Source organism: Erythrobacter sp. JB3-1, from assembly GCF_057364995.1.
Window position 1 is genome coordinate 555621 of the sequence record NZ_CP200289.1, and the last position, 14938, is coordinate 570558.

14 protein-coding genes are annotated in these 14938 nt (G+C 57.0%); 9 read left to right on the forward strand and 5 right to left on the reverse strand.

From position 1 onward, the window contains the following. Positions 1-43 precede the first annotated feature (43 nt). Positions 44-676, reverse strand: coding sequence for a class I SAM-dependent methyltransferase (locus AC0V6M_RS02695; RefSeq protein WP_486137331.1), 633 nt, complete (start codon positions 674-676; stop codon positions 44-46). Positions 677-791: 115 nt separating this feature from the next. On the opposite strand from AC0V6M_RS02695, the gene AC0V6M_RS02700 reads away from it, so the two are divergent. Beyond that, complete coding sequence (locus AC0V6M_RS02700) at positions 792-2168, forward strand: MFS transporter (RefSeq protein ID WP_486137332.1); 1377 nt, start codon at positions 792-794, stop codon at positions 2166-2168. 27 nt (positions 2169-2195) lie between these two features. Here the strand turns inward: AC0V6M_RS02700 and AC0V6M_RS02705 are convergent, their stop codons facing one another. After that, positions 2196-2540, reverse strand: a complete 345-nt coding sequence (locus AC0V6M_RS02705; protein WP_486137333.1) for an ArsC/Spx/MgsR family protein — start codon at positions 2538-2540, stop codon at positions 2196-2198. Between the two features lie 176 nt (positions 2541-2716). On the opposite strand from AC0V6M_RS02705, the gene AC0V6M_RS02710 reads away from it, so the two are divergent. After that, complete coding sequence (locus AC0V6M_RS02710) at positions 2717-4828, forward strand: TonB-dependent receptor (RefSeq protein WP_486137334.1); 2112 nt, start codon at positions 2717-2719, stop codon at positions 4826-4828. A 46-nt stretch (positions 4829-4874) separates the two neighbouring features. Here the strand turns inward: AC0V6M_RS02710 and AC0V6M_RS02715 are convergent, their stop codons facing one another. The 3 genes from AC0V6M_RS02715 to AC0V6M_RS02725 form a co-directional block, all read right to left on the reverse strand. Next, positions 4875-5477, reverse strand: a complete 603-nt coding sequence (locus AC0V6M_RS02715; RefSeq protein WP_486137335.1) for a (2Fe-2S)-binding protein — start codon at positions 5475-5477, stop codon at positions 4875-4877. Between the two features lie 34 nt (positions 5478-5511). Next, positions 5512-6276, reverse strand: coding sequence for a class II aldolase/adducin family protein (locus tag AC0V6M_RS02720; protein ID WP_486137336.1), 765 nt, complete (start codon positions 6274-6276; stop codon positions 5512-5514). Between the two features lie 179 nt (positions 6277-6455). After that, on the reverse strand, positions 6456-6578 hold the full coding sequence (locus tag AC0V6M_RS02725) for a hypothetical protein (RefSeq protein WP_486137337.1): 123 nt from the start codon (positions 6576-6578) through the stop codon (positions 6456-6458). On the opposite strand from AC0V6M_RS02725, the gene AC0V6M_RS02730 reads away from it, so the two are divergent. The 7 genes from AC0V6M_RS02730 (at position 6578) to AC0V6M_RS02760 (ending at position 14889) form a co-directional block, all read left to right on the forward strand. Further along, on the forward strand, positions 6578-7801 hold the full coding sequence (locus AC0V6M_RS02730) for an MATE family efflux transporter (protein WP_486137338.1): 1224 nt from the start codon (positions 6578-6580) through the stop codon (positions 7799-7801). The two genes, AC0V6M_RS02725 and AC0V6M_RS02730, sit on opposite strands and share 1 nt — an antisense overlap. An 85-nt stretch (positions 7802-7886) precedes the next feature. Beyond that, positions 7887-10319: a chemotaxis protein CheA gene (locus AC0V6M_RS02735; protein WP_486137339.1), complete on the forward strand. Its 2433-nt coding sequence runs from the start codon at positions 7887-7889 to the stop codon at positions 10317-10319. After that, a complete protein-coding gene (locus tag AC0V6M_RS02740) occupies positions 10316-10756 on the forward strand; it encodes a chemotaxis protein CheW (RefSeq protein WP_486137340.1) in 441 nt (146 codons plus the stop codon). Before AC0V6M_RS02735 ends, AC0V6M_RS02740 begins: the two co-directional genes overlap by 4 nt. 54 nt (positions 10757-10810) lie before the next feature. Continuing rightward, the gene (locus AC0V6M_RS02745) at positions 10811-11176 is read left to right on the forward strand and encodes a response regulator (protein ID WP_486137342.1); all 366 of its coding nucleotides are present in this window, start codon (positions 10811-10813) and stop codon (positions 11174-11176) included. Beyond that, complete coding sequence (gene cheB / locus AC0V6M_RS02750; RefSeq protein WP_486137343.1) at positions 11173-12315, forward strand: chemotaxis-specific protein-glutamate methyltransferase CheB; 1143 nt, start codon at positions 11173-11175, stop codon at positions 12313-12315. The genes AC0V6M_RS02745 and cheB overlap by 4 nt, the downstream gene beginning before the upstream one ends. Next, positions 12306-13160 (forward strand): CheR family methyltransferase, encoded by an 855-nt coding sequence (locus AC0V6M_RS02755; RefSeq protein WP_486137344.1) that lies wholly within the window; start codon positions 12306-12308, stop codon positions 13158-13160. Before cheB ends, AC0V6M_RS02755 begins: the two co-directional genes overlap by 10 nt. A gap of 259 nt (positions 13161-13419) precedes the next feature. Continuing rightward, complete coding sequence (locus tag AC0V6M_RS02760; RefSeq protein WP_486137345.1) at positions 13420-14889, forward strand: putative bifunctional diguanylate cyclase/phosphodiesterase; 1470 nt, start codon at positions 13420-13422, stop codon at positions 14887-14889. The last annotated feature ends 49 nt before the right edge of the window (positions 14890-14938 follow it).

A 14938-nucleotide genomic window follows, 5' to 3' on the forward strand; every position in this document is an offset into this window, starting at 1 on the left:
TGCAGCGGGCTTCGCACCTTGCGAAGCTCGCAGGACTTGCTGCCTAGCCCTTGGGCTCTTTCCAAGCCCAATAGAGCTTGCACGGCAGGATGTTGAGCCATTCAAAGCCCGCATCAATGCGTTCAAAGAATTTCGCCGATTCGTCGCGCACAGCCGAGCTGAATTGATAGGCGAGGAATGCACCGCCCGGCTTGATGACTTTGTAGGTTGCTTCGGCAATCTTGGTCGCAACGCCCATAGGCAAGGTTGAGAACGGCAGGCCTGACAGCACATAATCAGCTTCCGACAGGCCGAGCTCAGCCAGGTGTTGCTCAACATGCTCAGCAGAGCCAAGCACCGCGTGGAAGCGCGGATCGCGGATCGTCTTGGTCAAATAATCGATGTAGAGCGGATTGGTGTCGATCACGACCAGCGCGGCGTCTCCTCGTAGGCGATCAAGCAAGGGCCGGCAGAATGTCCCGATGCCTGGGCCATATTCAACGAACACCTCGCATTTGCCCCAATCCACCGGCTCCAGCATTCTGCGCACGGTAAAACGCGAGGATGGGATGATGGAGCCGACCATCCGAGGATGCTCCACGAACCCGCGGAAAAACACCGCACATTGCGCGCCGTAACGCTGCCAGCGTGCGCGCAAGCCGCCGCGGCTGCCAATTGCTAAGTCTTCAGATTGCATCGAGTGGACCTATCGTCACTTATGGTCGGGGAGCAAACACAATACGTCGATCCGACTTGCAGAGGCGCTAACCAATTGCAAGCCGAGGCGCGCTGGCCTAGCGCAGCAGCAACCCATGGCCGATTCAGAACCAGATCTTCAAACCCAGCGCCCTGGCGCGCTGAACAATGCCACCACTGGCGCGGGGCAAAGCTCCATTTCGCGCGGGCGCATGACATTGCTGTTTACGGTGATGCTAGTGACGGCGGCGGGCAACACGGCGATGCAATCGGTAATGCCCTCGATCGGCACTGCTCTTGAGGTCAATGACGTCTGGATCAGCCTCGCCTACGGCTGGTCTGCGCTGCTGTGGGTGGTGTGCGCGCCGATCTGGGCGCGCCGATCGGACAAGCGCGGGCGCAAATCGATGATGGCGCTCGGCCTGACCGGCTTTGTCGTATCGATGGTCCTGTGCGGAGCGGCTCTGTGGGCGGGCCTCGCCGGCTTTATGAACGCCTTTTGGACATTAATCGCCTTTGCCGCCGCGCGCAGCCTGTTTGGCGGTTTTGGCAGCGCCGCACCGCCAGCCGTTCAGGCCTATGTCGCATCGCGCACACCGCGAGCTGAGCGGACGAATGCGCTTTCCCTCATCGCTTCCAGCTTTGGGCTGGGGACAGTGATTGGGCCAGTGTTGGCCCCGCTTATGGTCGTCACATTTCTTGGTATCGGGCTGGTCGGTCCGTTCCTTGGCTTTGCCCTTCTCGGCCTCGCTGCACTGGTGCTGCTGCGCCTGTACCTACCCAATGACGTGCCGCAATTTGCCGCGCGCGGGCAGGCCGCGTCTTATTCCAGCGGGTCTGAAGGCCTGGAAATTGATGACGACGATGAAGCAAATACACAGCCCGCCACTCCTGAGCGGCTAAAGTGGACAGATGCGCGGGTGCGCCCATGGGTGTTCGCAGGACTAATCGGCGGCCATGCACAGGCCATGATCATGGGCATCACCGGTTTTCTAGTGCTCGACCGGCTGAACCTGCGCGGCGATCCAGAACAAGGCGCAACTTATGTCAGCCTGGTGCTCGCCTTTGGCGCGGTGGCGACACTGCTCGCGCAATGGGGCCTGATCCCGCGCTTCAAGATGGGGCCGCGCGTCGCGACATTGTCGGGCGTAATCGTGGCAGCGATTGGCACCGGTATACTGGGCGCAACGAATGAGCTGTTCGGCCTATCGCTAGGCTATGCCATCGCCTCATTAGGTTTTGGATTGTTCCGGCCGGGCACAACAGCGGGCACCTCGTTGGCGGTCACACGGGCCGAGCAAGGGCAGGCATCTGGCATTGTCGCAAGCGTTGCCGGCGCGAGCTTTATTTACGCGCCAGCGCTTGGCGTATGGCTCTATGGCCTCAACGATTGGCTGGGCTTCGGCCTAGTGATCGTCTTTTGCCTGATCGTCGCAATTCTTGGCTGGCGCGGCCTGCAAGCCGACGCCGCGCTAACTGGTAAAGAAGCTTAGGCCCAAAGCCCGAGGCTCTGGACAGCCTTAGAGGATTTCGCGCACCACGTCCTGCGGGCGGCACAGCCGAACGCCCTTCTCGGTCTCGACCAGAGGGCGCTCCAACAAGGAGGAATCCGCCGCCATCGCATCAAGCACCGTGTCCGCATCGGCATCTGGCAGGCCGCGCTCTGCGGCATCTGTGCCGCGCAAACGCAGCCCTTGCTGAGGCATGATGCCAGCGTCCTTGTACGGCTGAGCAAGCTTTTCCCGGCTAGGCGCATCCTTCAGATAGAGTACCACGCTGAGGTCAATGCCGTCTTGTTCTTCTAGAATTGCCAGAGTTTTGCGCGAGGTGCCGCATTTCGGATTGTGCCAGATGGTCGCTTTCATAGGTGCCGTTCCGCGTAGTTTGTGAGTGAAGGTTTCAGCGGCAAGATATCCGATTGCGCGCACAAAAACCACACTTGCAATAAATAGTACTGCAAGTCACTTTCAATTGACTTGCAAATGCGAACGGCTTGCAATAGCAGCGCACTCAGCACTTTTAGACGGAAAGATTCTTACCTATGACAATTCGCCTCTCCCGCGCTGCTCTGCTGCTCAGCAGCGCATGTCTCGCAGTCCCCGCAGCCGCTGAAACGGCTGATGATACAAGCGAAACAGGTTCGTCAGACGAAGGTCGGATTGTAGTTACGGGACAAGTACTTCAATCAAACGAAGTCAATTCGGTAAAAACGCCGACCCCAATCATCGACGTGCCGCAATCCCTCTCAATCGTGACCTCTGAGCAGATCACTCAGCAGGGCTTTGACAGCATTGGCGACATCATCCTTTACACCCCCGGCGTCACCAACTCTCAAGGCGAAGGGCACCGTGACGCGGTTGTGTTTCGCGGTGTTCGTTCCACCGCAGATTTCTTCGTCGATGGTGTGCGCGATGATGTCCAATATTATCGCGGTCTTTACAACGTAGAACAGGTTGAAATCCTGCGCGGACCCAACGCGCTGCTCTTCGGACGCGGTGGCACAGGCGGTGTCGTGAACCGTGTCACCAAAAAAGGCGTCATCGGCGAACAATTTGTCGGCTTCCTAGGCGCCGTTGACACGTTTGGCGCGTTCACCGGGCAAGTGGACCTGAACTTCGCCACCAGCGAAAGCTCTGCCTTGCGGATCAATGCCGCATACGAAAATCTGAACAATCACCGCGACTTTTTTGACGGAGAGCGGATCGGCATCAACCCGACGTTCCGCGCACAGCTTGGCCCGGACACCATCATCGATCTGTCTTACGAATACGCCAATCACGACCGCTTTATCGATCGCGGCATCCCATCGGACAGCCTAGGCAATCCGGCGCGTCAGTTGGAAGACATCACCTTCGCCGACCCCGAAAACAACTTCCTCGAATTCGAAGCGCATGTGTTCCGCGGGTCGATCCAGCACGCTTTCTCTGAGAATTTCAAAGCCAACTTCAACGTTTCCTATGGCGACTATGACAAGGTTTATTCGAACCTGTTCCCAGTGGGTTTTGATGAGACCACCAATGTCGTTGACCTCGACGGTTATATCGACACCACACAGCGCAAAAACTTCGTGCTCTCCGGCAATTTGGTCGGTGATTTTGAGACGGGAAGTCTCTCGCACACGCTTCTATTCGGTGCAGAATATATTGATACGGTGAACAATAATGACCGTTTCAACTCCTTGTTCGACACGTCAGATGACGATGTTGAGAGCTTCCTGGCGGTCCGTCCGGTGGCGATCAATAATTTCGGCGGTACCAACGCAGACGGCGACCCAACAACATTCGCATTTTCTGCCTTAAACGATGACACAGAGGCCGATGTGCGGGTGTTCTCGATCTACATCCAAGACGAGATCGAAGTCACAGACTGGCTCAATGTCGTTATCGGTGGCCGCTTCGACAGCTTTGATATCGAAGTCCTCCGCCTCGACAATGGCGACTTCCGCACGCGCAAAGATGAAGAATTCTCCCCGCGCGGCGGCATAATCATCAAGCCGCAGGAAAACGTCTCAATCTATGCTAGCTATTCGGAGAGCTTCCTGCCGCGTTCAGGCGGGCAGTTCGCTAATATCAATGGCAACAACAACATCCTTGACCCGAACACGTTTGAGAATATCGAGCTAGGTTTGAAATGGGATTTTGCTGATAACCTGAGTTTTACCGCTGCAATCTTCGAGATCGAGCAATCCTCACCCGTCGTCTCTGACCTTGACGCTGGCACATTCGATATCATCGACACGCAGGTCCAAGGTTTCGAAGCGCAGATTCAGGGGCAAGTCACACCGTGGTGGTTTGTCTCTGCCGGATACAGCTACATTGATGGCGAACAGGCCGATGAAACATTGCGTCCGCGTGAGCTTCCTGAAAACCAATTCTCCGTCTGGAACCAGTTCCAACCGACCGAGCGTTTGGGCATTGGTGCGGGACTAACCTATCAGGATGAGAGTTTCGCGGATAACGGCAATAACGTCACATTGCCTGACTATGCACGGGTAGACTTGGCCGCGTTTTACGACGTCTCCGACAATCTGCGCATTCAGGTGAATATCGAAAACCTGTTTGACGTTGATTACTTCCCCAACGCACACACCGCCGACAACATCACTGTGGGCGCACCGCTAAACGCGCGCTTCAGCATCAGCGGACGGTTTTAAGTAAGCAGCGAATAGGCGGCTCTGCCGGTTAAGCCCGGCAGGGCCGCTATTCCTCTGGCGGCGAGGTTTCTTGCGAACTTGGCTGAGGCGTAGCGGTCGTGCCTAGCCCGCCATTGCCAACTCTAAGGGCTGGGACGTTTTCTGCCGCATCGGCTGAGCTGATACCCGGTGCCGGCGCTGCGCTGATGCTCTCTTGCCTGCGGACTACCCGCCCCGCACGCTCGACCGCGCGGATCAACCGCGGATAGACACCGCAGCGGCAAATGTTGGGGATCGCCTGCTCGATCTCTAGCTTGCTCGGCGCCGGATTGCGCTGAATGAGCGCCGCTGCAGCAATCACAATACCGGGTGTGCAATAGCCGCATTGGATCGCTTGCTCAGCCACCATCGCCTGTTGAACTGGGTGAGAGCGGTCGCGTGACAGCCCCTCAATTGTAGTGATGAACCGGCCTTCGGCTTCTGCAATTGTGATCAGACACGAACGCAGCGCCGCCCCATCGACGATCACCATGCAGGCGCCGACACACGAGCCGCCACCACAGCTCTTCGTGCCGGTGAGGTTCGCCGCCTCTCGCAGCGCATAAAGCAGCGGAGTATCGGGATCCATGTCGAATTCGACTGGACGATCATTGACTGTCATGCGCGGCATCAGCGCATCCTAACCTGGCAAATCTGTTTCAGAATCAATCGCGCCAGGAAGTGTCGATCCGGTCGATCTTACGCTTCCATGCCTCAAAATCGAACAAACCCGCACCGCCTTGGCTCTGCATGACCGACAGATCGCGCTGGTGAACGTCGACAACATCTTGCGACACAATATTGGGATTGCCCATGCCGAGCGTGGCGACCTGGATTTCGCATGCGCGCTGAAGCGCCCACATCTTCACAAACATGCCCTGAATGGTCTTGTCCATCACGACCGGGCCGTGATTGCGCAGCATCAAAATTGAGTGATCGCCGAGGTTCTCAACCAAGCGCTCGCCCTCTTCCTCACGAACCGTAACACCCTCAAAATCGTGATAGCCAATTTGACCCTGAAAATTGCAGGCGTAAAAATTGGTCGGCATCAGGCCGTCCTTGTGGCTGCAAACGGCCATGGTAGCGGTGGTGTGCACATGGCAGATAGCGTCGGCGCGCACGCCCAAATGCTTATGAAAATGAGCATGCTGTGTGAAGCCAGCCTTGTTGACCATATATTGCGATTGGCCGACATTGTTGCCTTCGACATCGATCTTCACGAGGTTCGATGCGGTCACTTCATCATACAGCAGACCAAACGGGTTGATGAGGAATGTGTCTTCCTCTCCCGGCACCTTAATCGAGATGTGGTTATAGATGGATTCGCCCCAACCCAAATGGTCAAAAATCCGGTAGCACGCAGCGAGATCGAGGCGTGCCTGCCACTCTTCTTTGCTGCATTCGATACTCGGTTTCAGCCGGGTCGCCATTGGGCTCGCTCCTCAATCCAATTTGCCATTCATTGGCGTATCGCATGATTGCCGCGCACGGCACAAGCATTTCGCCAACCCGTGACGCGCTTTAGCGGGATTTCACTTTGCCAAGCGGCAGCGGCCCAGCTAGCGCAGCAGGAAATGAGCAATTCTGAAAAGCCGCAATCGGCCGAGCCTCAAAAGGTATCGGCCAAACTCGCCAGCGGCTCCATCCCCGGCCATCTGATATCGCAAACCATGCCGATGGTGATTGGCGTGGCCGCGATTATGTCGATTGGATTGGTGGATTCATATTTCATTGGGCAGTCTGGGCAGCGCGGAACTCGCCGCGATTGCGTTCGTCTTCCCCATATCTGTCGCGCTCAGCAGCCTCGGCGTTGGGGTGATGGTTGGCATCAACTCGGTGGTCGCAAGGGCGCTGGGTGAAGGTGACCACGACAAAGCATTGAGACGTGCAAACTTTGGGGTGCTGTTTGCCATCGCCACCGGGCTGGCGATTGGGCTTACCCTGTTCGCTATCCTCGATCCGCTGTTCAATCTGATGAACGCTCAACCAGAACTGCTGCCGATCATCAGGACTTATATGCAGCCCTTTGCCCTCGGCTTCCCGCTGATCGTAATCATCATGGGGCTGAACGGTGTGCTGCGCGGCCAAGGTGAGGCCCGCAAAACCAGCTACGTCTCGGTCACCTATGCGGCGGCCAATTGGGTGCTGGACCCCATCTTGATCACCGGTGCGTTCGGGTTTGAGGGCTATGGGATTGTCGGCGCTGCTTATGCGACGATCATAGGTTGGGCGATTGGCCTGATGATGGCGCTCTATCTGCTGTCACGCACACAATTGCCATTCAGCCCTTCGAAGCTGCGCGGCGGCGCGACAGTTGAACCGATGCTGGCGATGCTACGCGTGGGCGTGCCAGCGGCATGTTCCAATGCGATCAACCCGATCGGACTATCAATTCTCACCGCGCTGATTGCGGCAGAAGGTCAAGCCGCCGTCGCGGGCTTTGGCGCGGCGGGCCGATTGCAGAGTTTCGCAGTTGTACCGCTGCTTGCACTGTCGGGATCCATCGGCTCGATTGTTGGGCAGAATTGGGGCGCGCAGCAATTTGGCAGAGCGCGCGAAGCGGCCCTGTACGCCGGTGGTTTCTGCGTGATCTGGGGCTTGCTGCTCGCGATCGCCATGGTCACAGCCGGGGAATGGTTCGGCGATTTCTTCACCAAAGACCCAGCCGTGATCGCCGAGTTCGCTCTTTATTTGCAAATCGCAGCCTGGGGCTATGCCGGGTTTGGATTGCTGATCGTTGCCAATGGCATTTTGAACGCGGTCGACCGGGCAAGTTTTGCTCTGTTCCAGTCCGTCGCCCGCGTCTTCCTGATCATGCTACCGGTGGCATTCGTGCTCCAGGCAGGCTGGGGCAGCGCGGCCATTTACACCGCAGAACTGGCCGCAAACCTGTTTGGCGCGGTAAGTGCCTGCCTGATCGTCGCGTTTATTTTTCGCCGCGCACGCAGCGGCTGACGCGCACAAAACATCGCTTTGGTGACCGTTCGTTAACCATCGTGAGCCATAGAGGCCTCTGGAAACAATTAGGGGCAATGGCGTCATGGATGACCTGCTGGCGGATTTCGTCGCAGAAACCCGGGAAATGTTGGAAGCTAGCGAAGGCGAGATCATCGCCTGGGAAGCTGATCCAACAGATCGCGCGCGTTTGGATACGATTTTTCGGTTCGTGCACACGGTGAAGGGCAATTGCGGCTTCTTCGATTTTCCGCGTTTGGCGAGCTTAAGCCACGCCGCAGAAGATGCCCTGTCCGATTGCCGCGCTGGACGCCGCCAAGCCGATAGCGCTTTGGTAAGCGCGGTTCTGGCCGTGATCGACCGGATCGTGGAAATGGTCGACATTATCGAGGCCGGCGACGAGATCCCTGAAGGCAATGATGACGCACTGATCGCCTCTTTGGGCGAGAACAGCGATCTTGCCGCAGGCGAGATCGATGGTTTGTCCGACCTGGTTGGCGCCGTTGAAGAAGTTGCCGCCGCAATTGAAAGCGCCGATGAAGGCGCCGCTGAAGAGGCGGTAGACGGCCAAGACGCCCCTCGCGCTATGTCCCAAAACGCTGGTGTTCAGCGCTCCATCCGTCTGCCAGTTGACCTGCTCGACCGCGTAATGAGCGGTGTTTCTGACATGGTTCTGGCCCGCAATGACCTGGCCCACCGCCTGCGTCAGGCCGGCAACCAGCCAACCATTGATGGCCCGTTTGAGCGCCTGACCACCATTCTTTCAGATGTTCGCGATGCCATCACTCGGATGCGTATGCAGCGGATCGAAACGCTTTACACCGCCCTGCCCCGCTTGGTCCGCGATCTGTCGGCCGACCTCGGGAAGCAGGTACTGATCGATCTGGAAGGCGGCGACGTTGAGCTCGACCGCGAGATGATTGAAACCGTCCGCGATCCGCTGACGCATATTATCCGCAACGCAATCGACCACGGGATCGAAGAGCCAAGCAGCCGCCTGTCAAAGGGTAAGCGCGAGATTGGCATCTTGTCGATCTCTGCCCGTCAGTCCGGCAACACGATCTCTATCGTGGTCAGCGATGACGGCGATGGCTTGAACGAAGAACGTATTGCCAACAAGGCGGTTTCTGTTGGTCTGATCACCGCAGCCGAGCGCGCTTCCATGAGCCGCGACAAAATCCTGCAGCTTGTATTCGAACCCGGGTTCTCAACCGCCGAAACGGTCAGCAATGTGTCTGGCCGCGGTGTTGGCCTTGATGTCGTCCGCGACAATCTGGAGCGCGTAGGCGGCTCAATCAGCGTCTCCAGCACGCCAGGTGTCGGATCAATGTTCACCCTCAAGGTGCCATTGACGCTCAGCATCATTGCTGGCCTCACAGTCGAAATCGGCGATCAGCGTTTTGCGATCCCGCAAAGCTATATCGAAGAGATCATCGACTCGACGTCCAAATCGCTCGATTTCACCCGCGTTGGCGAGACCGCTTTGATCACCTTCCGCGGCAACCGGATCCCCTGCCTGTCTTTGGCAGAAGTGCTCGAATTGCCAGGCACTGACATTGCCGAGGGTGAGCATACTATGGTGCTGCTGCGCCTCGCCAGTGGCGATCTGTTCGCTCTGGCTGTCGACCGCATCCACCACCACGGCGACCTTGTGGTCAAGCCACTGGCTCCGGCAGTTATGAATTGCGGCGTCTATGCCGGCTCAACCCTACTGGATGACGGCCAACCGATCTTGCTGCTCGATGTGACCAATGTCGCAGCCGAACATGGTCTGGTTTCTGATGCGCGCACCCGTGTCTTGCAGGCGGCCAACCAACAAGACCAAGACACCGACGAGGCGCTCAGCCGCGCCATGCTGTTCACCGATTACGATGGCCGCAAACGCGCCGTTCGTCTCGAACTGGTCCAACGGATCGAAACCGCCAAGGCGGAAGAGATGGATATTGCGCCTGATGGCAAGCGGGCCGTCATTGACGGTGTCATTCTGCCGCTGGTGGGACTGCCGGAAAGTCAAAAGCCAACCGGCAAAATCCGGTTCTTGCGTCTTTCGGATAAAACTTGCGAGCTCCTTTATGCAGTGCGCGAGGTCGATGATGCCATTGAACTGGAAAGTGCGCTCAAGCCGGTTGATGATGATCCGCTGGTCGAGGCCCTTACCCTGGTTGATGGCCAGACAATTGCACTCATTGACGGGCATGAGGTCTTTGCTCGCTATGGCGAGCCGCCAGAGCTCACGAGCAAGCCGACCTGTCATCTGCCCGACAGTGACTGGGCGCGCACAATCCTCGGACCGCTCGTCAGCGCGGCCGGTTATGAAGTCGTCAGCGGCTCAGACGAGGCAAGCGATATCGCAATTGTCCTAGATGATAGCGAGCCAAGCACGAGCCTGACCGAGGGTGAGTTTATTCGTCTTCGCAGCCAACCAGATGCAGCCGACAATGATGGCTCAATCTACCGCTATGACCGCGATGGATTGGTCGATGCGTTGCGCCGCGCACGCGCAGGAGGAAAATCATGAACGATTTGATGGTCATGGTCGAAATTGCCGGCCGCCGCTGCGCGCTGAACGCGCATAATGTATCCTCTGTCATTGAGCTTGGCGTGGTAACCCCGGTGCCGCGCACTGCGGATTTCATCGCTGGGATCACCGCCATGCGCAGCCAATCGCTGACCGTGATTGATTGTCGCCGCGCGCTTGGCATGGATCCGGAGAAATTTCCGACCGATCATCGCGGCGCAGTCGTAACAATCGCCAACCATTCCTACGCGCTGATGGTTGACCGGATTGACGACATTAACACCGCTATCTCCGAGGTCGAAAACGTCAGCGGAGGGTTCGGTCCAGAATGGTCAAGGATTACCACTGGGATGGTTGAGACCTCAACTGGTCCAGCTTTGCTAATTGATCTTGCTCTGCTCATCGCAGGCCCTGAATCTCTCGCAGTGGCAGCTTAAGACAAAACTTACGGGTGGGGCGTAAGCAACAACGAAGGAACAACAGGGGTCCTTATGAAAACGTGCCTGATAGTTGACGATTCACGGGTAATCCGAAAGGTCTCAAGACATATTCTTGAGACCCTAGGTTTCGTCGTGGACGAGGCAGAAAATGGCCAGATGGGGCTTGATCGCTGCGATGAGCAAATGCCCGATGTGGTGCTGCTCGATTGGAACATGCCGGTTATGACTGGTATTGAGTTCATCACGCAGCTGCGCAAGCGCCCGGATGGTGACAAACCTAAGGTCGTGTTCTGCACCACCGAAAATGATGTCGCGCACATTCGCGAGGCAATCCAAGCTGGCGCTGACGAATATGTCATGAAGCCGTTTGATCACGAAACTCTTCAGATCAAACTGCAGCCGGTTGGATTCGCGTGAGCGCACACTCGCCCATATCCAAACGCCCTTTGCGCAGGACACCGCCAAGCAATAGCTCTGGTAGCGCGCCTGTCGAAGTGATGATCGTCGACGATTCGCTGACGGTACGCACCGTTTTCAAGCGGATGGTTGAAAGTGACCAGGCAATGTCGATCGCCGGCACTGCGAGCAGCGCTGAACGCGCGATCGCTCAGCTTAAGACAACCCACGCTGACGTGATTTTACTCGACCTGGAAATGCCAGGCATGGGCGGGCTTGATGCCCTGCCAGAAATTCTCAAGACCGCTAAAGACACACAAGTCTTGGTCGTATCTTCGCTGACACAAGACGGCGCAGAGCATACCATGGCCGCCCTTTCTATGGGCGCTGCCGACACGATGCTCAAACCGCGCCCGGGCGGCTTTAACGACGAATATCGCGAGCAATTGCTCAGCAAGATCAAAGCTCTGGGGAGCCACGAAGGCGAATGCACGGACGCAGCGCCTGCGAAGGCTGCAGCCCAAGAACCCGCGAAACGCAAAGTTGCGCCAGCGAAAAAGCGCCCCGAATTGCTCGCTATTGGGGCCTCGACCGGCGGCATTCACGCGCTCAATCTATTGCTGCGCGACTTGCCGACAAGTTTCGACCTGCCGATCCTGATTACTCAGCATCTCCCTGCATCCTTCATCCCAGTTTTCGCGCGCCAAATCGAGGTCGCATGCGGACGCAAGACGACTGTCGCGGAAGAAGGCACCGTTATCACACCAGGCGAAATTGCTGTCGCACCAGGTCATGGCCACATGACGCTGCGTCGCAGCGGCGACCGTCTGATCACCAAGACATCCAGCGCCCCAGCGCGTAGTGGCTGTATGCCGTCTGTCGATCCTATGTTGGATAGCATTGCGGATGTATGCGGCGGTCAAGCCCTCGCCATCATCTTGTCCGGCATGGGAAGAGACGGTGCCAATGGCGCCGAGACCCTGCACAAGAATGGCGGCATCATCTTTGCACAAAACGCCGACACCAGCGCCGTTTGGGGAATGCCGGGTGCCGTCACCAAAGCTGGCTTGACCAGCCTAGTCGGAACACCTGAAGAACTGCGCGAGGCGATGATCGCCCTTGCTGGCCCGGCGCGCGTGGATGCTGCGGCATGGAAGTAAGCGAAGCCTCCCACCAGATTATCGCGGACCTTTTGGCGGCGCACACTGGACAGCACCTGACCGAAAGCCGCAGATGGCGGGTCGGGACGGCATTGTCTGGCGTATTCCGCGAACATGGTATCAGCAATATCGACCAATTGGTTTGCCTGCTGGCGGACCGGGGCCAGGAAAGCCTTGCTCAAAGCGTGGTCGAGGCGCTGCTCAACAACGAAACCTATTTTTACCGAGACAAGCCGACCTTCGATCAGCTGCCCGAGAGTGTTCTGCCAGAGCTGGCAGAGAAGCGCGCGGCGACCAAGCGCCTTTCCATCTGGAGCGCTGGCTGTTCAACCGGGCAGGAAGTGCACTCGATTGCGATGATGTTTGCCGAGCAAGCGGCGCGCTGGCACGATTGGACTATCGAAATTCTGGGTACGGACATTTCGCATAGCGCGATAGCAACTGCACGCAGCGGCAGCTACACTCAGTTCGAAGTCCAGCGCGGCCTCAGCGTTGCACAAATGCTGCGCCATTTTGATGAGACCAGCACCGGTTGGCAGCTTCACGATGACGTGCTGGCTTACACCCGCTTTCAACAGCACAATGTCCTCAAAGAGCCACCAAACCGGCAGAGCTTTGACTTGGTTTTGTGCCGCAATGTGCTGCTGTATTTTGATCCGGTCACGCGTCAGGCAGCCTTTGAACGCCTGCGCAGCGCGCTGGCACCGGACGGCTTTTTGATGCTGGGTGCCGGAGAAACCGTGGTTGGTCAGACCGATGCGTTTGCGCCAATTTCAGACCGCGCAAGCATCTACAGCCCGGTCCACGCAAGCTCGCAGGCTTTGCGCATGTCCGCAACCGGGTAAGCCAAGCGCTGCCTGCGCCGTGATCAAAGTAAGCGAAAATTTTCGTTTATCGTCCGGGCTTTACAAAACTTAACAACAAAACTGTTATTTTTCAAACGCTTCGATAAATGGCAATTTACTCTTCTTTAGTTAATTCCCCTTAGCAAAGGCATTCGCAAAAAAGCGCCACAGAGCGCAAGACGGGGAAATTTTGGTGCTAAACAGATTGACAACTTTGCGGCTCACGCCGTCTACGATGGTGGTGGCACCATTCGTAATTTTGTCACTTATCTTTGGCGCAATTTCACTCATAGTCATCATCAGCGACGATATTGAGTTCCGCTCACCCTCCAGCCTGGTGATCGCTGGGATCCTCGTTTACGCTGCGACCATCTTCCTGCTCAGCCGCCTTGGTCTTATGCAGGCCCGCGAGCTGGAGGCAATGACAACAACCGATACGCTAAGCCAGCCGCCCAATCGGCGTGCCCTGCACCAAGACATCGACGATGCACTGCGCACGCCGACTGAAGTTGCTGTGGCCATTATCGATTTGGATAGCTTCAAGCAGGTCAATGATCACTTTGGTCATTCTGTTGGCGATCAACTGATCCAAAAATGCTCCGACATTTTGCGGTCCGCCAGCGAGCCTGAGGCGCGTTGCTATCGTTTGAGTGGCGATGAATTTGCAATCCTCATGGTGGGCGAAGTCGCGGGCACCATTCTGGAAGGCATGTCGCGCACCGTTCTGGAGCAATTGGCCAAGCCATTGGCTATCGGTGATCGCCGCATTCCAGTTGGCGCCAGCATTGGCCTGGCTCGCTGTACCGGCGATGATCCGATAGAATCGTCAGAGCTGATGCGTCGCAGCGACGTCGCAATGTTCATGTCGAAACGCGGCGGAAAAATGCGCTGTACGTGGTTCAGTGAGAACTTCGACCGTCGCCGTGAAGCCGTGCGTGAACTGGACGAAGGGCTTCGCAAGGCGCTTGCCGAGGGCGAATTTGCATTGGCTTACCAACCCTTGGTCAATGCGGACGATGGCAAGATCGTAGCGGTGGAATCGCTCCTGCGCTGGAATCGCCCAGACGGGGAAAACATCGGCCCGAACGTCTTCATCCCGGTTGCGGAAGAATCCGGCCTGATCAATGCGATTGGCCTTTGGGTACTTCGCCAAGCCGTCACTGACGCGCTCCCGTGGGGCGAATTAAAGCTGTCTGTGAATATTTCAGCGGCTCAATTGCGCAACCCCGAATTCCCAATCCAATTGGGCCAAATTCTTGAGGAAAGCGGCTTCCCACCGCAGCGCCTCGAGCTTGAAATCACTGAGACCTGCCTTGTGCTTGACCCGATTGTGGCTGAGCGCACGCTGGATGTCATTCGCGGGTTTGGCGTCAATGTGGCGCTTGATGATTTCGGCACCGGCTACGCGTCAATTGGCTTCCTGCGCCAGTTCCGGTTTGAGAAGCTGAAGCTCGACCGCAGTCTTGTGGTCCAAGCCGGCGATGACGAAGGCAGCCGTGCGATGATGCTTTCGAGTATTGCTGTCGCCCGCGCTCTGAAGATGGAAGTGACCGCAGAAGGCGTAGAAACGACAGCTCAAGCTGATTTGGTTCGCACGGCCGGATGTGATCAAATTCAAGGCTGGCTCTATTACAAAGCCATGCCAGCTGGCGAGATTGCAGGATTGCTTACGCCCCCAAAAGAAGATGCTGAAAACAAAGCTGATTTTAATGATGAGGCCGCAGCATAACCCCCACTACCTCTAACAATTTAATTGTATTGGTTAGTATAGATTAGCA

Excerpts from the sequence above, each read along its gene's own strand:
- AC0V6M_RS02745 (WP_486137342.1), top strand. The coding sequence starts at position 10,811 with ATGAAAACGTGCCTGATAGTTGACGATTCACGGGTAATCCGAAAGGTC.
- AC0V6M_RS02755 (WP_486137344.1), top strand. The coding sequence starts at position 12,306 with ATGGAAGTAAGCGAAGCCTCCCACCAGATTATCGCGGACCTTTTGGCG.
- AC0V6M_RS02695 (WP_486137331.1), bottom strand. The coding sequence starts at position 676 with ATGCAATCTGAAGACTTAGCAATTGGCAGCCGCGGCGGCTTGCGCGCA.
- AC0V6M_RS02700 (WP_486137332.1), top strand. The coding sequence starts at position 792 with ATGGCCGATTCAGAACCAGATCTTCAAACCCAGCGCCCTGGCGCGCTG.
- AC0V6M_RS02705 (WP_486137333.1), bottom strand. The coding sequence starts at position 2,540 with ATGAAAGCGACCATCTGGCACAATCCGAAATGCGGCACCTCGCGCAAA.
- AC0V6M_RS02735 (WP_486137339.1), top strand. The coding sequence starts at position 7,887 with ATGGATGACCTGCTGGCGGATTTCGTCGCAGAAACCCGGGAAATGTTG.
- AC0V6M_RS02740 (WP_486137340.1), top strand. The coding sequence starts at position 10,316 with ATGAACGATTTGATGGTCATGGTCGAAATTGCCGGCCGCCGCTGCGCG.
- AC0V6M_RS02715 (WP_486137335.1), bottom strand. The coding sequence starts at position 5,477 with ATGCCGCGCATGACAGTCAATGATCGTCCAGTCGAATTCGACATGGAT.
- AC0V6M_RS02725 (WP_486137337.1), bottom strand. The coding sequence starts at position 6,578 with ATGAAATATGAATCCACCAATCCAATCGACATAATCGCGGCCACGCCA.
- AC0V6M_RS02720 (WP_486137336.1), bottom strand. The coding sequence starts at position 6,276 with ATGGCGACCCGGCTGAAACCGAGTATCGAATGCAGCAAAGAAGAGTGG.
- AC0V6M_RS02710 (WP_486137334.1), top strand. The coding sequence starts at position 2,717 with ATGACAATTCGCCTCTCCCGCGCTGCTCTGCTGCTCAGCAGCGCATGT.